Below are 19006 nucleotides of genomic sequence, written 5' to 3' on the forward strand. Positions count from 1 at the left end.
GGTAGCCCCCATGCCCCTTCCCGAGAAGCCCGACAGCGCAGTCGGCTGCAGCTTCGGACTCGAGGTGCAAGGCATCGCCATCGCGGCCATCACCGAGGTGAGCGGCCTGAAGATGGAGCAGGACGTCATCGAGCTCAAGCAGAACGGCCCGGACGGCAAGTACGTGATCAAGAAGCTGCCGGGCCGGTGGAAGGCCGGCGAGTGCACGCTGACCCGCGGCCTCACCGACGACAAGGGCTTCGACGACTGGATCAAGGACTCCCAGTTCGGGAAGATGGCCAACTCGCGCAAGAGCGGCTCGATCATCGTCTTCGACTACGAGGGCGCGGAGATCAAGCGGTACAACCTCACCGGTGCCTGGGCCAAGTCGCTCGAGATCGGCTCGCTCAAGGCCGGGGACACCAGCGTGCTCACCGAGAAGCTCACCGTGACCTACGAGCGGCTCGAGGTCGGCTGATGCGCCGGACGCTGAACGGCGGCGTCGCGCTGGACGACCGGGTCGGGTCCGAGCCGGGACCGGATCACGGGGAGCAGCCGCGGGAGCGGATGCGCACGGAGTTCCCTTTCCTGCTCCCTCGCGGGTACGTCGACGGCGGTGGGACGGTGCACCGGGACGGCGTCATGCGGCTCGCCACGGCCCGCGACGAGCTGGTGCCGCTGCGGGACGACCGCGTGCGCGAGAACCCGGCGTACCTGAGCGTCGTCCTGCTCGGCCGGGTGGTCACGCGCCTGGGCACCCTCGACGACGTCCACTCCGGCGTCATCGAGAACCTCTTCGCCTCCGACCTGGCCTTCCTGCAGGACCTCTACCGCCGGGTCAACACCGAGGGCCACACCCGGGCCGCCGTCACGTGTCCCTCCTGCGGGTCGGAGTTCGCCGTCGACGTCGCCGGGGGCCGCCTGGGGGAATAGCGACGTACGCGACCGACCGGATGCACGAGGAGATCGCGTACGTCGCCTACCACTTCCACTGGTCCCTCGACGACCTGCTCGACCTCGAGCACCCCGAACGCCGGCGGTGGGCCGACGAGATCGCCCGGATCAACACGCGCATGCAGAACGGGAGGTGAGCGGTGTTCCGGTGGCCGTGGCGACGGACGGCCACCCAGGCGGTGCCTGTCCCGGCCGTTCCGGACCTCCCGGAGCCGCCACCGCGGGCCCCGGGCTGGCGCAGCCTGCCCCCGCTGCGGTCGATCCCGCCGATGCCCGTCACCGCCCCCCTGCAACGCCTCACCGATGCGCTGACCACCTGGGCCGACCCGCGGTCGGGCACCCCACTCGGGCACGTCGTCGACCCGGACGGGCCCAGCGGCCGGGTGCACGGGCTGGTCGAGCCGGTCGCACCGCGGCCGTCCGGTGCGTACGCCGCCCCGTCGGACCTGGTGCTCCGGCCGGGACCGGCCCGTCGGGCGCCGTCGCCGCACGTCTCGCGGCTGGCCGACCCCGAGGCCGCGGTGCCGCGCCCGGCCCAGCCCGAGGCCCCGACCCAGGCCGACGCCCCGGCCACCACCGACGAGGCGGTGCTGCCCATGCCCGGCACACCGGCTCCTGAGCCGGACCCCGGGGACACCTGGCGGGTGCCGGTCGTCAGCGCCGGGGTCCCGACGGCCGGCCTGACCACCGCCCGCCCGGTGGACGTCGACCTGCCCCGCCGGCCCGCGGCGTCCGTCGCCGTCCAGCGGCTCCCGGGGACCGCCGACACGACCGGTCCCCGGGTGCCGGAGCCGAGTGGTCGCGATGGAAGTGACCAGCCGGTCCAGCGTCCGGTCGACGAGGCCAGCGCCCTGGGCGGTGCCCCAGGCCGGCCGGACCCGGTGAAAGCAGGTCAGCCGGTGTCCCCGCTGGTGGGTTCGGACGCGGGGCACTCCGGGCCGGCAGCGGACGGGGGCGCGGCGACCGGACCGCAGCCGGTCGCCCACCAGGCGCCGTCGGCTCCGGCGGGCCGGGACGGCGGGCCGCGGACGGGGGTGGACCTGCCGGTGGCCGCGACCGCGGGCCAGGGCCGGCACTGGACACCGACGTCCGCAACGTCGGCGCCCGCCGGCTCCGGCCCGGACGTGCAGCGACAGGTGGTCCCCGTCGACCCGGGGACCGCGGTCCGCGCCGACGGCACCCTGGCGCCCCCGTCGGCGCCCTCGGCGCCGGTCGGGCCGTCCCGGCCGCGCCGGTCCCGGATCGGCGAACCGCTGACCGGTCCGGTCGACGTCCAGCGGCTCGGCGCGGGCCTGCCCGAGGCCACCCCGGGCACCCGACCGTTCCGCGGGCAGTCGGACGACGGAGAGCGGACGCCCGCGCAGCCCGCCGGGCCGCGGTCGGAGCTGCCGCTGCAGCGGTCGGCGCCACTCGTCGCGCCTCCGGCCGCCCCCACCCCGCCGGCGGGTCCCCGGGGAGACGGGCCGGCACCCGTGCCGGCCGTCGACCGCTCCACCGCGTCGACGACGGGGGACGGTGCCGCGCCGACGCCGTCCCCGTTGGACCCCGGGTCGACTCCGACCACCGGGCCCGACGAGCTCGGCCCGGCCTCGGCAGCCGCGGCCGCATCGGCCGGGGAGCGGGAGGCTCCGGTCGTGGTCGCCCCGCTGACCGCTGGACGCCCGCTGCTGCCGGAGCCGGGTCCACCGGCCCTGCCCGGGACGCCGGAGGAGCTCCACCTCCCCGGCCGGACGGGCACACCGGACGGCGGGCCTGGGGTGCTGCCGGCCGTCCAGCGGAGCGTGCCCGATCTGCCGACGGTCGCGCAGCCGCGGACGGACGAGCCCGCGGGTGCCCCGACGACCCCGGCGCCCCTGACCCCGGCGCCCCTGCCCCCGGCGCCCTTGGTCCCGTCGGGTCGGGTCACACCGCAGTCCGCGGCCCAGGCAGCTCCGCACTCCGTGCCGGGCGGCCACCCGGTGACCAGCGGACACGACTCGGCGGTGGCGACCGGACCGGCCGCCCCGGTCGTGCAGCGCGCCGCCGACCCCGAGGGACCGACCGCCCCGGCGCCCGAGCCGGCCGCGTCCGGCACAGACACCCTCGTCCCGGCAGCTGCGACAGCGCCGCAGCCCGCGCCCGCCCCGGCCGGGCACGAGGAGGACCCCCCGCCCGCCCCGGCCGCGCAGCAAGACGAACCGGAGGCCGCTCCGCTGCCCGAGGCGATCGCGCCGCTGCTCGGCGAGCGGCCCGGCCTGGGATCTGGCCTGGGGTCCGGCGCGCCGGCGCCCGCCTGGTCCGCCGCGCCCGTGGTCCAGCGGTCGCCGGACGGCACCGTGCCGGGTGCCGCACTGGCGGCCGGCACGGCGTCCCGGCCGGCGCCGGGACGCACCGGCGGTACAGACGGCACCGTCGGCCCCGACCCGCAGGTCCGGCTCGTCCCACTGCAGAGGGACCGGACGGGGTCCGGGGCGGCGGCGCCGGCCGGGACGGTCCAGCGGTCCACCCGCCCGTCCGGGACGGCGGCCACCGCCGAGGCCGATCAGCCGCCTCCCGGGCCGGGGTCGCTGCCCTGGCCCGGGGCCGTGCCACACGCCGGGTGGACGGGGACGGCGCCCCGCTCGCTGCCGCCGACCGGTCCAGGAGCGGCGCCGACCGTGCCCGGATGGGACACGTCAGGACCGGACGCGGCACCGGCGGTCCAAGGCAGCGGCACGCGGTTCGGGGGTGGCCCAGGGGAGCTCGCGCGCCCGTTCCCCGCAGGCCCGGTCGCCCAGCGCGCCCCCGACCCCGGCAGCACCGCCCTCGCCCTGGGTCTGGCCCGCCGGGACGTCGACGGGTCGGTCGTCTTCGTCCCGCCCCGGGTCCAGCGCGACGAGGACCCCGCCGGCGAGCCGCTGGGGACGCAGCCGGCAGCGGACGGGCCGGCTCCGGCCGGCACCCCGGTCGGGCCGGACCCGGCGGGCACCGCCGGACCCCCACCGACTCCCGTACCGGCCGCTGCCGCACCGGCCGGTCCTGCACCGGCGGCCACGGCGGGGACCCCGGACCTCGACGACCTCGCTCGGCGCCTGTTCGACCCGCTCTCGGCCCGGCTGCGCGCCGAGCTGCGCCTGGACCGCGAGCGGGCCGGCCTCGCCGCCGACCTCCGCCACTGACCACCCGAGAACCGAGGAGGGGCCCGTGACCACCGCCAGCGACGCCTCCGCTGACAGCGATCCCGCCGTCAGCGTCTGCTTCGACGTGAAGATCGAGGCCAAGAGCCTGGGCACCTTCATCAGCTGCGAGGGGCTGGGGGCCGAACTGGTCATCGAGCAGCGGGAGGAGGGCGGCAACAACGACTTCGTCTGGCAGCTGCCGACCCGGATCAAGTACTCCAACATCAAGCTCACCCGGCCGCTGGGCAAGGACACCAGCAAGGTCACGGACTGGTTCGCCTCGATGGTGGGCGGCTACACCCGGTGCAGCGCGACCATCACCGCCCGCAACGCCCAGGACCAGCCCGTCGCGTCCTGGTCGCTCACCGACGTCATCCCGGTGCGGTGGACCGGGCCCAGCCTCACCGTGGACTCCCCGAAGGTGGCCACCGAGACCCTCGAGATCGCCCACCACGGCTTCCGCCCGCAGGGGTCGTGATGGGGACCGTCGTCGCGCTCCACCCGGGGATGTCCGGGCCCGCGCCGGGCCCGCAGCTCGACCACGCCAAGCTCGTCCTGCACGAGGCCAAGCCGGGGGCCAGCGGCAAGGACGCGCTGGGTGCCGAGCTGGCGACGATCGCGTTCCAGTTCAACCCCAAGGAGCTCTCGCTGGCCAAGTCGGCGAAGTGGGAGCGCAAGCCGGCCCGCAGCGCCGGCACGGCCGGGCCGGCGGAGTTCCGCGGCGCCGACCCGTCCAAGCTGACGGTGGAGATGTTCTTCGACGCGGCCGGCAAGAAGGACCGCGGCGGCGTGGTGGGCCAGGTGGAGACGCTGCTGTCGTGCTGCATCCCGACCGTGGAGACCCGCGGGCAGAAGCGGGCCTGCCCGCCGCTGGTGGTGTTCCAGTGGGGGCAGGTCGTCGGCTTCCCGGCGTTCGTCACCTCGGTCAGCGCCAAGTACTCGCTCTTCGCGTCCGACGGCACCCCGCTGCGGGCCACCTGCGGCGTGACCCTGGAGGAGCTGGCCGGCGAGCTCAAGGGCCAGAACCCGACGTCGGGGTCGCTGTCCGCGCGACGGCACCACACGGTCGTCGCCGGCGACAGTCTGGCCTCGCTGGCCTACCGCGAGTACGGCGACCCGGAGATGTGGCGGCCGCTGGCCGAGTACAACGGCATCGACGACCCGCTGAGGCTCGCGCCGGAGACCGAGCTGCTGCTGCCCGCCCCCGAGGACCTCCCGAACGGGAGGGCGTGAGCGCCGTGCAGATCACCAACGGCTTCCGCGTCCTGGTCGGCGCCGATGCGCTGCCCGCCGACGTCGAGCAGCTGCTGACCTCCGCCTACGTCGACGACTCGCTGCACCTGCCCGACCTGTTCGAGCTGCGCTTCCGCGACCCCGACCGCACGGTGCTCGCCAAGAGCCACCTGGAGATCGGCGCCACCGTGACGATCGAGGTCGCCACCGGCGCGGCGAGCCCGGCGTCGCCGTTGATCACCGGCGAGGTCACCGCGGTCGAGGTCGAGTTCGACAGCACCGGCACCTTCACCGTCGTCCGCGGCTTCGACCACGCCCACCGGCTGTTCCGGGGCCGGCGGACCGCCACCTACACCCAGATGACGGCCTCGGACATCGCCCGGAAGGTCGCCGAGCGCGCCCGTCTGAGGATCGGCGAGGTGGAGGCGACGTCGACGGTCTTCGACCACGTCACCCAGGGCGGGGTCAGCGACTGGCGGTTCCTGTCCGGGCTGGCCCGGGAGATCGGCTACGAGGTCGCCGTCCGCAAGGGCTCCTTCTCCTTCCGCCGGCCCCGGCCGGCCTCCGACGCCCCCGACCGCGGCAGCCGCCCGGCCACCGACCCGCTCGTGCTCACCCTGGGCACCGACCTGCTGCGGCTGCACGCCACCGTGACGGCGGCCGACCAGGTCAGCGAGGTGCAGGTGCGGGGCTGGGACGTCGCCCAGAAGCGTGCCCTGGTGGCCGACGCCCCGGCCCGCACGGCCAGCGCCGAGCTGTCCGGTGTGACACCCGCCGGACTGGCGGGCGTGTTCGGCGACCCCGTCTACGTCGCCACCGACGTGCCCTACCGCGCGCAGGCGGAGGTCGACGCGGCGGCAGCCGCCCTGGCCGAGCAGGTCGCCAGCGCGTTCGCCGGACTGGAGGCGCTGGCCCGCGGCAACCCGGACCTGCGTGCCGGGACCGCGATCGCGGTGGACGCCCTCGGGGCGCCCTTCGACGGGAAGTACACGATCACCTCCTCCCGGCACCGGTACGACGCGCTGACCGGGTACACGACCGCGCTGTCGGTCACCGGCCGGCAGGAGCGGAGCCTGCACGCCCTCACGTCGGGCAGCGCCGCCGGAGCAGCCGCCTCCGGGGTCGTCGTCGGTCAGGTCAGCGACGTCAACGACCCCCAGCAGCAGGGCCGGGTGCAGCTGACCTTCCCGTGGCTGTCCGACGACTACGTCAGCGACTGGGCCCGGACGGTGCAGCCCGGCGCCGGCAAGGACCGCGGCGCGATGGTCGTCCCCGAGGTCGGCGACGAGGTGATGGTCGCCTTCGAGCAGGGCGACGTCCGCCGGCCCTACGTGCTCGGCGGCCTGTTCAACGGGGTCGACACCCCCAGGGCCGGCGGGGTGGCGCTCATCGACAGCGGCTCCGGGGCGGTGAACCGGCGGTCCCTGGTCTCCCGGCGGGGACACCGGCTGGACCTGCTGGACCAGGACGGCCGGACCGAGGGGATCAGCATCACCTCCGCCGACGACGCCCTGCGGCTCGTCCTGGACGCCACCGGCACCGCGGTCACGGTGCACAGCGACGGCACGGTGCTGGTCGAGGGGAGCCGGGGCGTCGTCGTCGATGCCAAGGCCTCGACCCTCGACCTCCGGGGCGGTGACATCAAGATCTCTGCGAAGACCGGCATCACGATGGACGGCGGAGGCGGCGCCGTGAAGGTGACCGCCGGCGGCGAACTGTCGCTCAGCGGCACCCTGGCCAAGCTCGCCGGGAGCGCACAGACCGAGGTCAAGGGCGGGGCGCTGTGCTCGGTCAGCGCCGCCCTCGTCCGGATCAACTAGGACCGAGGAGGCGCTCCGTGCCACCTGCAGCCAGGGTCGGCGACCCGACCGGCCACCCGGGGGTCATCGGCCCACCGGGGGTGCCGACCGTCCTCATCGCGGGGCAGCCCGCGGCCACCGTCGGCACGCCGCACGTGTGCTCCTTCCCGCCGCCGGCCGTCCACCCGCCGACGGCGCTGCTGCCGCCCGGCTGCCCCACCGTGCTGATCGGCGGGCTGCCCGCCGCCCGGGTCGGCGACCTCGCCGGCTGCGGTGCCCCGGTCGTGTTCGGAGCCCTCACCGTGCTGATCGGAGGCTGACCGTGGCCGCGCAGTTCATCGGCGCCGGCTGGGCCTTCCCCATCCGCACCGACCCCACTGGCAGCATGGCGCTGGTCACCGCCGAGCGGGAGATCGACGAGGCGATCCGGCTGGTGCTCGGTACCGCGCCCGGCGAACGGCCCATGCGCCCGGAGTTCGGCTGCCGCATCCACGACCTGGTGTTCGGCCCGGCCAACGCCACGACCGCCGGGCAGATCGCCTACGAGGTCCGGTCGGCGCTGGAGCGGTGGGAGCCGCGCATCGAGGTCACCGACGTGCGGGTCGCCTTCGACCGGGCCGACGTCGGCACGGTCTACGTGGACCTGCGCTACACCGTCCGGGGCGTCAACGACCCGCGCAACCTGGTCTTCCCGTTCTACGTGATCCCCGACCACCCCCAGCCGGTGTCGCCGGCTGCCGGCGACGGCGCGGCCGTCGTCGCCCTGGAGAGGTGACCCCCGTGCTACCCGCGCCGCACCTCGACGACCGCAGCTTCCAGGACCTGGTGGACGACGCCCGGCGGCTGGTGCACCGGCGCTGCCCCGAGTGGAGCGACCACAACGTCTCCGACCCGGGCATCACGCTCATCGAGGCCTGCGCGCAGATGGTCGACCAGCTGGTCTACCGGCTCAACCGGGTCCCCGACCGGCACTACGTCAAATTCCTGGAACTGCTCGGCCTGGAGCTCCGCGCCCCGTCCGCGGCCCGCGGGGAGGTCACCTTCTGGCTGTCGGCCGCCCAGCCCCAGACGGTGCTGGTGCGGGCCGAGACGGAGGTCGCCACCCCCCGCACCGACCTGGAGGACGCCGTCGTCCTCTCCACCACCGAGGACCTGGAGATCGTCCCGTGCTCGCTGTCCCGGGCCGGGTCCGCCCTGGTCGGCCAGGAGCCGGCCGACCACACCACCGCACTGGAGTACGGCGGCGGGTTCGCCTGCTTCTCCGCCCAGCCGGTGCCCGGGGACGCGCTGCTCGTGGGCCTGAGCAACGCGGTGCCCTCCTGCGCCGTGGTGCTGCGCCTGGACTGTTCCGTGCACGGGGTCGGGATCGACCCCCGGCACCCGCCGCTGGTCTGGGAGGCCTGGACCCCCGGCGGGTGGGTGGCCTGCGAGCTGGACCGGGACGAGACCGGCGGCCTCAACCGGCCCGGCGACGTCCTGCTGCACGTGCCGCGCGGCCACCAGGCCTCGGTGATCGCCCGGCAGCGCGCCGGGTGGCTGCGGTGCCGGCTCGTGGAGCCGCCGCCCGGCCGGCACACCTACACCGAGTCGCCGCAGATCCGGCAGCTGTCGGCCCTCACCATCGGCGGCACCGCCGCGATGCTGCACGCCGCGGTCGTCCGGGACGAGGACCTGGGGGAGTCCGACGGCTCCCCGGGCCAGCGCTTCCCGTTGCAGCGCCGGCCGGTGATCGCCGGCGACACAGGCGGGCTGCTGCGCGTCTCGGGCCCCACCGGGCCCCAGGTGTGGACCGCGGTGGCGCACTTCGCCGACTCCGATGAGGAAGACCGCCACTTCCGGGTGGACCACAGCGGAGGAGCGGTCGAGTTCGGGCCGGCCGTGCGGCAACCGGACGGGACGGTGCGGCAGTACGGAGCGGTGCCGCCCAAGGGCGCCCGGCTGCGGCTGTCGGTCTACCGCGCCGGAGGCGGGCGACGGGGCAACGTCGGGCCGGGGCAGGTCCGGGTCCTGAAGACCAGCGTCCCGTACGTCACCCGCGTGGAGAACCGGCGCGGCGCCGCCGGGGGGGTGCCCGGCGAGACGGTCGACGACGCGAAGGTGCGCGGGCCGCTCCTGCTGCGGACACGGGACCGGGCCGTCACCGCGGAGGACTTCGAGTACCTGGCCCGGGACGTCGCGCCCGAGGCCGCACGCGTGCAGTGCCTGGCCGGGAGCGCGCCGGCGGACGCCCACGGTGTCCGGGTCGTCGTCGTCCCGCACGTCGGCAGCGACGAGCTGGGCCGGGTGTCGCTGACGGCCCTGCGCCCGGACGACAGCCCCGTCCTGCAGACCATCACCGAGCACCTCGACCGGCGCCGGCTGGTCGGCACCCGGCTGCTGGTCCAGTGGGCCGGCTACCGCGGCGTGACGGCGGTGGTCAGCCTCGCCGCCCGCGACGGCACCTCGGGCAGCCACCTGAGGACGGCGGTCCTCCGCGCCCTGTACGCGCACCTGGACCCCGTCCGCGGCGGCCCGGACGGCACCGGGTGGCCGCTGGGCCGGGCGCTGCACACCCGCGAACTGGTCGGCGTCCTCGCCGGGCTCCCGGGCGTCGACCTGGGTCAGGAGGTCAGCGTGCAGCTGTTCCCCGCCGACCCGGAGTCCGGCCGCCGGGACCAGCTCGTCGAGCGGCTGGACCTCGCGCCCGACGAGCTGGTGCTCTCCTACGACCACCAGGTGCGGGTGCGGTCGTGAGGGGGGTCGTGCCCGGCCTGACCACGCCGTTCCCGCTCGTCGAGACGCTGCCCGGCCTGTTGCAGGACGACGCGGTGGCACAGCAGCTGTGCGCGGCCCTGGACGAGGTCCTCGCCCCGGTCGTGGCGACCCTGGACTGCCTGCCGGCCTACCTGGACCCGGCGACCGCCCCGCCCGACGTGCTGGACTGGCTCGCCGGATGGGTGGGACTGGCGCTCCCCGAGGGGGCCGAGGACCGGCTCCGCCGCCGGCTGGTGGGCCGGGCCGCGGACCTGCACCGCAGCCGGGGCACCGCGGACGGCGTCCGGGCCGCGGTCGTCGCCTGGTTCGGCGTGCAGCCCGAGCTGACCGAGTCCGGAGGCGCCGACTGGTCGGCCGTGGCCGGCGCCCCCTTGCCCGGTGGTCCGGTCCCGACCCTGCACGTGCTGCTGCGCGTCCCCGATCCCTCCGCTGTCGACGTCCGACGGCTCGAGGCGGTCGTCGCCGAGGCGGTGCCAGCCCATGTCACGTCCCGGGTGGAGGTGGTGGCGCAGAGCTGAGAGCCGCGTCCCCGCCGGCACGGGCACCCGGTCAGCGGACGCCGTCCAGGACGGGCGTCGACGGCCGCGGTGTCCCGCCCGGTCGGCCCGGTCGGCCGGGTCGGGCCGGGGGGACCAGCCCGGCGAGCCCGGCCAGCGTGCTGCTGTGCTGTCGCCGCGCGTGTGCCGCGGCCGCGCGGTCACCGGCCCGTTGGTGCAGGTCGGCGAGCAGGTGCCAGGCCGCGTCCTGGAACGCGTCCAGCTCCAGCGAGCGCCGGGCCGCCTCGATGCCCGCCCGCAGGTCGCCCAGGACGAGGCAGTCCTCGGCCAGCTCCCGGGCCGCGCCGGCCACCTGCACGCGCAGCCGGTCGCGTTCGCCGACCACCCACTCGGCCGGCCCGTCCCCGGGCAGCAGGTCGCCGCGGTAGAGGTCGAGCCCGCGGCGCGCGGCGAGTGCCGCGGACTCGAACCGCCCCCGTGACCGTTCGCGACCGGCCTCCGCCAACCGTTCCGCCAGCTCCCGGACGTCGACCACCGCGCCGGGCGGGAGGGACAGCCGGTAGGCCTCGCCGCGACGGGCCAGCAGCGCCGCACCGGGCAGTCCCGCCTCGTCCAGCGCCCGCCGCAGACTCGAGAGGGCCACCTGCAGCCGGTGGGTGCCCACCTCCACCGGGACGTCGGGCCACAACGCGTCGATGAGGCCCTCCCGGTGCACGTCGACGTCGAGGGACAGGCACAGCATCCGGAGCAGGGTGAGCACCCGTGGCCGCACGTTCAGCCACGGCACCGGCCGGCCGGCCACCTCGAGCCGGAAGCCGCCCAGCAGGCCGAGCCGCACGTCGGTCCGGTCCGTCGAGGGACCAGGGGCGACCGGTCCCAGCGGTGTCGCCGACGAGCCCGCCGCCCGGTCGAGGACCGCGCGCGCCAGGCCCCGGGCGCCGCCCACGCCGAGGGTCCGGGCCGCCGTCTCGACCGCCCTCGCCGCCCCGGGCGCCTCCGCCGACCCGCGGTGGTCCAGCGCCAGGGCGCGCAGCGCCTGCGCCCACACGCCCAGCACCGGAGCGCGCAGCTCCCTGAACAGCTCCGCGGCCTCGAGAAGGGTGTCCGCCGCGTCGGGTCCGCCACCCAGCACGTCCCGGCCACCGTGCAGCAGGAGCAGGAGGGCGGCACCCCACCGGTCCCCGTCGGCCCGGCACTGCTCCACGACCCCGGCCCACCCGGTGGCGCCCGGGTCCGGGTCGGAGGAGAGGACGGCGAGCAGGGCGCTCCGACCGAGGCGTTCGAGCCACCCGAAGCCCGCCACCTCCGCCGCCAGGGTCGCCTCCTCCAGCCGGTCGGCACCGCCGTCGGCGGTGAGGAGCTCGGCGAGCGCGCACCCGGTCAGCGCGACGATCCGCTCGAACGAGTCGGCGGGGGCTGCGTCGGCCACCATGCGGAGCCGGCAGGTGCCGTCCTGCAGGTCCCCGGACAGCAGGCCGATGAGTCCCTCCGCGAGGTGGTCACCCGGAGCACCGGCCGGCGCCGGCAGTCGCGCCGGTGGGATGCGGAGGGTGGCCGCGCGCAGCCGCTGGCTCCAGTGCGCCTCGACCCACTGACCGGTGGGCGGGGTCCGCCCGGTCAGCGGGTCGGCGAGCCAGGCCGACGCGAGTGCCCTCACCGAGCGGCACCAGGCCGCGGTGCCGGCGTCGGCAGCCAGCGTCTCGGCGCGACGGAAGCCCTCGACGGCCGCCGCGAGGTCGCCGCTGCGGAGCAGGCGCCGGGCGTCCACCACGGTGAGCCACGGGTCCTCGTTCCGCACCGCCGCCGGCAGGAGCTCGTCCCACGCCGGCACGCTCGCCTCCACCAGCCGCCCGCCGGCCCGGGTGAGCACCTGCGCCACCGCCCCCCAGTCCTCGGCGCAGGCGTACGCGCGCACGGCCTCCCGCACGTGACCGGCCCGGTGCAGGACGCCGGCGCTGTGCCGGTACCACGCGGGCGCGTCACCGCCCAGCTCGTCGAGCAGGGCCGCCTCGAGGTGGTCCTGGAGGACCTGGTGGTAGCGGAAGGTGAGCCCGCCGTCGGGGGACGAGGTGAACACCGCCCTGCCCTCGAGCTCCTGGAGCAGGGCCTGGCTGCCGCTCGTGTCCAGCAGCGCGTCACACAGCTGACCGCTGAGCAGGCCCAGGCTGCTGGTCCGGGTGAGGAAGGTGCGGAGTCCGGGGCGGAGCTCGGCGAGCACGTTCTCGGCGAGGTAGGAGCGGATCAACCGTGTCCTGCCGCTGAGGGAGTCGACCGCGGCGCGGCGCTCCGCGGTCGTCTTCCCGCCGGTGGCCAGGTGGAACAGCTGCAGCCCGGCCGCCCAGCCGCCGGTCCGGCGGGTGAGCACCGCCACCGTCTCCGGCGGGAGGGGCTCGGCGTACACGTCGCGGAAGAGGCGCTCGACCTCCCAGGCGCGGAACCGGAGGTCCTCACCGTCGAGCTCGTGCACCTGACCGGAGACCTGCAGGCGGGACAGCTGGAACGAGGGCCGGCGACGCGACCCGAGGGCGACCCGCAGCTGCGGCGGGGCCAGGTCGACGACCCGGCCCAGCGCCCGCTCGGCCGGCGTCCCGGCGAGGTGGTGCACGTCGTCGACCACCAGCAACGCCGGGGCCCCGGACCACTCGTCGAGCCGGCGGAGGAGGTCGTCGGCCGTCTGCACCGGCCGGTCGCCGTGCCCGCGGGACACCCCCGGCAGTGCGGAGGCGAGGTGGGTGGCCAGGGCGGCCTCCGAGGCGTCACCGGGCTCGGCCCGGTACCACCCGGTCGGGCCGGTGGCCAGCGAGGCGAGCCGCGCGAGCAGCGTGGTCTTCCCGCAGCCGGCCTGCGCGATGACCACGGTGAGCCGCGCCGGGTCCCGACCCGGGACCCGGCCCAGGAGCCGGTCCCGCACCAACCCGGTCGACGGCGGGCAGCGCACCTTCGTGCTGAGGACAGCTCCGTTAGCCATGGCAACCTCGCACCGGCCGGGCCCCGCCTCGGATGTCGAAACGCTACTGACTTCCGTACTCGGTGTCAGGCTCTTTCAGCTCTCACGCGCCCGAGCGCTGCCCGCCGTCAGGCCGTCGGGGTCCATCTGCCCTCGCAGAGCTCGGCTTCGTCGTCGCCGGGCCAGGGCGGCATGGTGGTGGCAACAGCCATGAGGGGTTCCGCCTCTCCCGCCCGGAACTGGAACGTGGTCCCGGCCGGGATGTACAGCGAGACCCCGGGCCGGAGCTCCACCGTCCCGTCCGGCTCCGAGCTGGGTCGACGCCACATCCGCCCGGACCCGCTCAGCACGTACCAGAGCTCGTCGACGGTGCGGTGCCGAACCGCACGGGAGACCCGTCCGGCGGGCAGTGTGAAGTGCGCCGAACTGCCGCGGGCACAAGACAGGAGGAGACGGACCTCGGAGCCGTCCGGCGCGAGGTCGTCTGCAGCAGCGGGTAGGTCCTTGGTCTCCGCGATGGACATCGGGCCTCCTGACGATCGCGGCTCTCGTGGTGCTGCGGACCAGGCTCGAGGCCCCCCGGAGCAGTCGCAAGGAGGCTGCTCGTCCCCTTCAGCCCTCGGTGAACGGCTCATCGGGGGTCGCGCGGGAATGGCGCGCCCCCGAGGGCGTTGACCTGAGCGGACACCGAGCACGGGACCGGTATCGTCTCCGACGACGGCTCGCCCGTGACGTGGTCCCCCCAGCCCAGCTGAGCGGGGCCGACCCTCCTCGTGGGCGGCCCTGGGCCCGCGGCGCTGATCTGCGGAGCTCCGCAGGCCGGCTGGGTCCGGAGCACCACGCCCGGTGCTCGCGACGCCCCTCGTCGCGTGCGCGGGCCCGTGCGCATGCCGCCGGGGCGACCGCGCCCGGCATCCAGGAGGAGGAGTACGTGGCCCGACCAGGCCAGCGCCGGACGGGCGCCCGCCGATCCGCCCCGCGGGACGAGCGACGCGTCCGCCACCGCGGCGACGTCGTGTCCATGCTCGCCCGCACCGTCCGTGAGGTCGAGGCAGCCGCCCAGCGCGGCCGGGTGACGCCCGCCGTCCGCGCGAAGTTCCAGGCCGTCGCCCTGCTGCTCCGGGAGGAGCGCGCCCGCGTCCGGGCAGACGGGACGGGCAGCGCCAACCACCGGGCCGAGCAGCTCAAGCGCCTGGACGGCATCGCCACCATCCTGGCCACCACCGCCGTCCGCGACGCCGGCCTGCTGGCGCTGCTGGCCGAGGACGCCGTGGTCTCCGACGCGGCGCGGGCGCTCGTCCGGGACATGCAGCGGTCCGGCGGCGTCGAGCCGCTGGAGGAGGAGGCCCCGCAGCCGGAGCCGACGGCCGCTCCTCCCACCCCCGAGCGCCGGGTGGTGCCGCAGTCGGTGATCTCCCGGCAGCTGGCCAACCCGTTCCTGGCCCCCGACTTCTCGGCCGTGCCGCAGCGCGCTCCCCGGCCGCGCCGACTGGCCGGCTGGGAGCTGCTCGGCCCGCTGCTCAGCTCGTTCGAGCGCGCCGGCGGCGGCGACGCCGCCTGCATGGACCTGCCCGCGCCGTCCTCGCTGCCCGTCCCGTCCTCGCTGCCCGTGCCGACCGGGCTGGAGCTGATGCCGCACCAGGCCGGGGTCGTCGCGGCCGCGGCAGCCGGGCACCGGACCTTCCTGCTGGCCGACGAGCCGGGGCTGGGCAAGACCGCCCAGGCGCTGCTGGCCGCGGAGGCGGCCGGCGCCCATCCGCTGCTCGTGGTCGTCCCGAACGTGGTCAAGACGAACTGGGCCCGCGAGGCCGGCCGCTGGACGCCGCACCGTCCGGCCACCGTCGTCCAGGGCGACGGGGACACCGTCGACGGCTTCTCCGACATCGTCGTCGTCAACTACGAGGTGCTCGACCGCCACGCGGGCTGGCTGGGCGACTTCGGCTTCCGCGGGATGGTGGTCGACGAGGCGCACTTCATCAAGAACAAGACGTCGCAACGCTCGCAGCACGTCCTGGAGCTCGCCGAGCGCATCCGGGCGCGCACCCCCCGGCCCCTGCTGATGGCCCTCACCGGCACGCCGCTGACCAACGACATCGAGGACTTCCTGGCCATCTGGCAGTTCCTCGGCTGGATCGACGACAGCAAGCCCCTCGGCGAGCTGATCGACGCGCTGGAGGACACCGGCCTGACCCCCGCCGACCCGGGTTTCCACCCCGCCGCCCGCCGGAGCGTGATCGACCTGGGCATCGTCCGGCGCCGCAAGGTCGACGTCGCCGCCGACATCCCCGCGCGCCGCATCGCCGACCTCCCCGTCGAGCTCGACGGCGCCGCCGGCCGGTCGATCCGGGCCGCCGAGCGGGACCTCGCCCGCCGGCTGGTGTCGCGGTACGAGACCGCGCTCGCCAGCCGCTCCACCGACACGGTGCCCGAGGACGTCGACGGTGCGATCGACCTGGACCTGGTGCGCCGGGTGGCCCGGTCGGAGCTGAAGGACGCGAGCGCGGCGCAGGACGGCGAGAACGTGTTCGGCATGATGCGGCGCATCGGCCAGGCGAAGGCGGGCCTCGCCGCGGACTACGCGGCGCAGCTGGCCCGCAGCGCCGGCAAGGTCGTGTTCTTCGCCAAGCACGTGGACGTCATGGACACCGCCGAGGAGACCCTGGCCCGGCAGGGCGTCCGGTTCGCCTCCATCCGCGGTGACCAGACGCCCTCGTCGCGGCAGAAGAACATCGACGCGTTCGTGGAGGACCCCGACGTCGCCGTCGCGGTCTGCTCCCTGACCGCGGCCGGTGTGGGCCTGAACCTGCAGGTCGCGTCCAACATCGTGCTCGCCGAGCTGTCCTGGACCCACGCCGAGCAGACCCAGGCCATCGACCGCAGCCACCGCATCGGCCAGACCGAGCCCGTCACCGCGTGGCGCATCATTGCCGCGCGGACCATCGACGCCCGGGTCGCCGAGCTGATCGACAGCAAGGCGGGGCTCGCCGCGCGGGCGCTGGACGGGTCCGACGAGGAGGTGTCCTCGTCCGCCGACGTGCAGCTCGAGGCGCTGGTCTCGTTGCTGACCGACGAGCTGTCGGCCTCCCGGCAGCTGTCCGCGGGCTCGCCGATCGGCCTCTGAGGGTCCGGGGGGCGGCTACCCGCTGCCCTCCGCGGCGATCAGCTCGGCGACGTCCTCGGGCACCTGGGAGCAGTCGTCGTCGGCGGCCGGCTGGTCCTGGGCGAGCCCGGGGACGCCGGCGTCCTCGACCGGCTGGAAGCCCTTCTGCTCGATGTGCCGCGGGACCCGGTTCTGCGCGTTGATGACGTGCGAGCGCGACAGCCAGCCGAGACCGTCGTCCACTTCGAAGTCCAGCCCGCCGCCGGGCGCCCGCTGGACGTGTCCGGGGGAGGGCAGCAGCCCGACCAGCTGCACGGCCTGGTCCACCGACAGCGTGGACGGCGGGGTGTCGAAGTAGTACCAGCTGGCCGAGCAGATGCCGTAGATCCGCGGGCCGAGCTGGGCGTGGTTGACGTACAGCTCGAGCATGCGGCGGTCGTCGAGCACCAGCGCCAGCTCCATCGACAGGCCGGCCTCGACGCCCTTGCGCCAGGCGCTCATCTCCTGGTTGAGGAACAGGTTCTTGGCCACCTGCTGCGGGATGGTCGACCCGGACGGGTCCTCCTCGCCGCGCAGGTGCGCGGTGGCGCGGCCGGACAGCTCGTCCCAGGTGAACGCACCGTCGCGGTAGGGCAGTGGCTGGTCCTCGTGCGCGATGACGGCGGCGAGGAAGTTGCGCGACACGTGCTCGACCGGCACCGACTGCTGCACGGCGCCCTGCTCGTTGGCCAGCATGAACGCCGTCGTGGGCGGGTCGACCCAGCGCAGTGAGAGCAGGACCAGCGCGTGCAGCAGGAAGGCGACCACCAGGACCTGGGCCGCGCGGCGGCGCAGCCGGCGACGCGGCCGGCGCCGGGGCTCGTCCTGGACCGGGACGTCGTCCCGGCGCCGCCGGGTGTCCGGACGGCGGCGCGGGGAGGGGGGCGGTGGCCCGGGGTCGTAGGGCGGTGCCGGCGGCCACGGCCGGGACGGCGGAGGCGGCGCGGCCCACGGGTCGGACGGCGGACGCTGCGCCCAGGGGTAGTCGTACTCCGCGTGCCGGTCCTCGTCGGCGACCGGCCGCGACATGGGCCGGGTCGGGACCCGGTCGGTCCACTGCTGCTCGGCCGGGACGCCGTCGGGCGAGCGGCGGCGGCGCGACGGGAAGGGCATGCGGTGCTGTCCTCCTGGGACCGACGGACCGGAGCCCCAGGGTACCGAGGTGGTCGTCGGTGGGCCGGTCCTCGGCGTGCTGCCCGCCGCCCAGAGCCGGACCTACCCCGCAGGGTCCCCGAAGCGCTCGAGCCTGATCGCGGACGGGGCGTGACCGAGGTCGACGAGCGTCGTGGCGACGTCCTCCACGAAGGACGTGGGGCCGCACACGAAGACCCGGGGCCGCGACGTGGCCGCGAACGTCTGCGCCTGCAGCATCGTCCGGTCGATGCGGCCGGTCAGGCCCCGCCAGTCCGGCGGGACCTCCCGCGTCAGGGTGATCGTCGTCTGCGGCCCCACGGTGTCGCGCCCCAGCACGTCGTCCGCGGTGCGGGCCGAGTAGAGCAGCCGGACGGGCGCGGGGCCGCCCGTGCGCCGGTGGTGGTCGAGCATGGCGAGGAAGGGCGAGACGCCGGCGCCGCCCCCCACCAGCTGGACCGGACGGTGCCCCTCGGCCGCATCCCGGTCCCGGTCCACGGCGGAGGACCAGACGAAGTACCCGCCGATGGGGCCTCGGAGCTCGAACTGGTCGGCAGGGCGCAGCTGGTCCGTGAGGTACGGCGACACCTCGCCACCGTCGAACCGCTCGACCAGCAGGTGCAGCCGGGGGTCCTCCGGAGGAGAGGCCAGCGAGTAGCTGCGCTGCGCGGTGTAGCCGTCCTCGGCGGTCAGCCGCAGGTCGACGTGCTGGCCGGGGAGGTGGCCGGGCCAGCCGGGCACGTCGAGCACCAGCCGATGGACGCGCGCGGTCTCCGGGCGGTTGTCGAGGACGGCGGCGCGCAGCCAGCTCAGTCGCCGCTGTACCGCTGCTCGAGCCATGGGTCCCCGCGATCGTGGTAGCCGAAGGTCTCCCAGAAGCCGGGCTCGTCCAGGCGGGTCAGGGCGAACCCGCGGACCCACTTGGCGCTCTTCCAGAGGTACAGGTGGGGGACCAGCAGCCGGACCGGACCACCGTGCTCGGGAGCCAGCGGCTGCTGGTCGTAGGTGTCGACCACCCAGGCCCTGCCGCCCGTCACGTCGGCGAGCGGCAGGTTGGTCGTGTATCCGCCGTCGCTGAAGGCCACGACGTAGCCGGCCTCGCTCCGGACGTCGGCCAGCAGGGTGTCCACCGACACGCCCTCCCAGCGGGTGTCGAGCTTCGACCACTTGGTCACGCAGTGGACGTCGACCGAGATCGCCTCGCGCGGCAGGGCGCGGAACTCCTCCCAGGTCCAGCGCCGCACCCCGTCCACCTCACCCTGGACGGTGAGGTCCCACTCGCCCAGCGGCGTCCGTGGCGTCGGGCCGGCCGACAGCACCGGGAAGCGGTCGCCGGCGTCGTACTGGCCGGGCGGCAGCCGCCCGTCGCTGCGCGGGGCGCCGCGACCGAACCCTGGCGACACGACGGACATGGCGGCTCCTCCCGGACGTCCCCC

Annotated in this window: 17 protein-coding genes; 12 read left to right on the forward strand and 5 right to left on the reverse strand. The window is 75.8% G+C overall.

All coding sequences use genetic code 11. From position 1 onward, the window contains the following. The first annotated feature begins 10 nt into the window (after positions 1 to 10). The 11 genes from ACWIX6_RS11385 to ACWIX6_RS11435 all read left to right on the forward strand — a co-directional run bounded on the left by ACWIX6_RS11385 (position 11) and on the right by ACWIX6_RS11435 (position 10374). The gene (locus ACWIX6_RS11385; RefSeq protein WP_448612536.1) at positions 11 to 457 is read left to right on the forward strand and encodes a phage tail protein; all 447 of its coding nucleotides are present in this window, start codon (positions 11 to 13) and stop codon (positions 455 to 457) included. Further along, entirely contained in the window at positions 457 to 912 is a 456-nt protein-coding gene (locus ACWIX6_RS11390; RefSeq protein WP_448612537.1) for a hypothetical protein, read from the forward strand. The genes ACWIX6_RS11385 and ACWIX6_RS11390 overlap by 1 nt, the downstream gene beginning before the upstream one ends. After that, positions 852 to 1070, forward strand: coding sequence for a DUF6760 family protein (locus tag ACWIX6_RS11395; protein ID WP_448612538.1), 219 nt, complete (start codon positions 852 to 854; stop codon positions 1068 to 1070). The genes ACWIX6_RS11390 and ACWIX6_RS11395 overlap by 61 nt, the downstream gene beginning before the upstream one ends. Positions 1071 to 1832: 762 nt before the next feature. After that, a complete protein-coding gene (locus ACWIX6_RS11400; protein ID WP_448612539.1) occupies positions 1833 to 4070 on the forward strand; it encodes a hypothetical protein in 2238 nt (745 codons plus the stop codon). A gap of 25 nt (positions 4071 to 4095) precedes the next feature. Then, entirely contained in the window at positions 4096 to 4548 is a 453-nt protein-coding gene (locus ACWIX6_RS11405; protein WP_448612540.1) for a phage tail protein, read from the forward strand. Continuing rightward, the gene (locus ACWIX6_RS11410) at positions 4548 to 5303 is read left to right on the forward strand and encodes a CIS tube protein (protein WP_448612541.1); all 756 of its coding nucleotides are present in this window, start codon (positions 4548 to 4550) and stop codon (positions 5301 to 5303) included. The genes ACWIX6_RS11405 and ACWIX6_RS11410 overlap by 1 nt, the downstream gene beginning before the upstream one ends. Beyond that, complete coding sequence (locus ACWIX6_RS11415) at positions 5300 to 7123, forward strand: VgrG-related protein (protein ID WP_448612542.1); 1824 nt, start codon at positions 5300 to 5302, stop codon at positions 7121 to 7123. The genes ACWIX6_RS11410 and ACWIX6_RS11415 overlap by 4 nt, the downstream gene beginning before the upstream one ends. Positions 7124 to 7140: 17 nt before the next feature. Continuing rightward, entirely contained in the window at positions 7141 to 7422 is a 282-nt protein-coding gene (locus ACWIX6_RS11420) for a PAAR domain-containing protein (RefSeq protein WP_448612543.1), read from the forward strand. Between the two features lie 2 nt (positions 7423 to 7424). After that, on the forward strand, positions 7425 to 7877 hold the full coding sequence (locus ACWIX6_RS11425; protein ID WP_448612544.1) for a GPW/gp25 family protein: 453 nt from the start codon (positions 7425 to 7427) through the stop codon (positions 7875 to 7877). Positions 7878 to 7882: 5 nt separating this feature from the next. After that, positions 7883 to 9835, forward strand: a complete 1953-nt coding sequence (locus ACWIX6_RS11430) for a putative baseplate assembly protein (RefSeq protein ID WP_448612545.1) — start codon at positions 7883 to 7885, stop codon at positions 9833 to 9835. Beyond that, positions 9832 to 10374 (forward strand): phage tail protein, encoded by a 543-nt coding sequence (locus ACWIX6_RS11435; RefSeq protein ID WP_448612546.1) that lies wholly within the window; start codon positions 9832 to 9834, stop codon positions 10372 to 10374. Before ACWIX6_RS11430 ends, ACWIX6_RS11435 begins: the two co-directional genes overlap by 4 nt. 31 nt (positions 10375 to 10405) lie before the next feature. Here ACWIX6_RS11435 and ACWIX6_RS11440 read toward each other — a convergent pair whose 3' ends face one another. Together ACWIX6_RS11440 and ACWIX6_RS11445 are read right to left on the reverse strand one after the other, a co-directional pair. Next, a complete protein-coding gene (locus ACWIX6_RS11440) occupies positions 10406 to 13321 on the reverse strand; it encodes an AAA family ATPase (protein WP_448612547.1) in 2916 nt (971 codons plus the stop codon). A 107-nt stretch (positions 13322 to 13428) separates the two neighbouring features. After that, positions 13429 to 13824, reverse strand: a complete 396-nt coding sequence (locus tag ACWIX6_RS11445; RefSeq protein WP_448612548.1) for a cupin domain-containing protein — start codon at positions 13822 to 13824, stop codon at positions 13429 to 13431. Between the two features lie 407 nt (positions 13825 to 14231). Between ACWIX6_RS11445 and ACWIX6_RS11450 the strand changes: the two genes are divergently transcribed. Then, on the forward strand, positions 14232 to 16421 hold the full coding sequence (locus ACWIX6_RS11450) for a DEAD/DEAH box helicase (protein ID WP_448612549.1): 2190 nt from the start codon (positions 14232 to 14234) through the stop codon (positions 16419 to 16421). Between the two features lie 15 nt (positions 16422 to 16436). Here the strand turns inward: ACWIX6_RS11450 and ACWIX6_RS11455 are convergent, their stop codons facing one another. From ACWIX6_RS11455 to ACWIX6_RS11465, 3 genes are all read right to left on the reverse strand, one after another. Continuing rightward, positions 16437 to 17552, reverse strand: a complete 1116-nt coding sequence (locus ACWIX6_RS11455; RefSeq protein WP_448612550.1) for a transglycosylase domain-containing protein — start codon at positions 17550 to 17552, stop codon at positions 16437 to 16439. 102 nt (positions 17553 to 17654) lie between these two features. Continuing rightward, positions 17655 to 18410: an FAD-binding oxidoreductase gene (locus ACWIX6_RS11460; RefSeq protein ID WP_448612551.1), complete on the reverse strand. Its 756-nt coding sequence runs from the start codon at positions 18408 to 18410 to the stop codon at positions 17655 to 17657. Next, the gene (locus ACWIX6_RS11465; protein ID WP_448612552.1) at positions 18380 to 18982 is read right to left on the reverse strand and encodes a molybdopterin-dependent oxidoreductase; all 603 of its coding nucleotides are present in this window, start codon (positions 18980 to 18982) and stop codon (positions 18380 to 18382) included. Before ACWIX6_RS11465 ends, ACWIX6_RS11460 begins: the two co-directional genes overlap by 31 nt. Between the last annotated feature and the right edge of the window lie 24 nt (positions 18983 to 19006).

The sequence above is a fragment of the Modestobacter sp. URMC 112 genome (genome assembly GCF_053502575.1).

Coding starts and splice junctions, on each gene's coding strand:
- ACWIX6_RS11385 (WP_448612536.1), top strand. CDS start 11: ATGCCCCTTCCCGAGAAGCCCGACAGCGCAGTCGGCTGCAGCTTCGGA.
- ACWIX6_RS11390 (WP_448612537.1), top strand. CDS start 457: ATGCGCCGGACGCTGAACGGCGGCGTCGCGCTGGACGACCGGGTCGGG.
- ACWIX6_RS11410 (WP_448612541.1), top strand. CDS start 4,548: ATGGGGACCGTCGTCGCGCTCCACCCGGGGATGTCCGGGCCCGCGCCG.
- ACWIX6_RS11440 (WP_448612547.1), bottom strand. CDS start 13,321: ATGGCTAACGGAGCTGTCCTCAGCACGAAGGTGCGCTGCCCGCCGTCG.
- ACWIX6_RS11445 (WP_448612548.1), bottom strand. CDS start 13,824: ATGTCCATCGCGGAGACCAAGGACCTACCCGCTGCTGCAGACGACCTC.
- ACWIX6_RS11455 (WP_448612550.1), bottom strand. CDS start 17,552: ATGCCCTTCCCGTCGCGCCGCCGCCGCTCGCCCGACGGCGTCCCGGCC.
- ACWIX6_RS11460 (WP_448612551.1), bottom strand. CDS start 18,410: ATGGCTCGAGCAGCGGTACAGCGGCGACTGAGCTGGCTGCGCGCCGCC.
- ACWIX6_RS11465 (WP_448612552.1), bottom strand. CDS start 18,982: ATGTCCGTCGTGTCGCCAGGGTTCGGTCGCGGCGCCCCGCGCAGCGAC.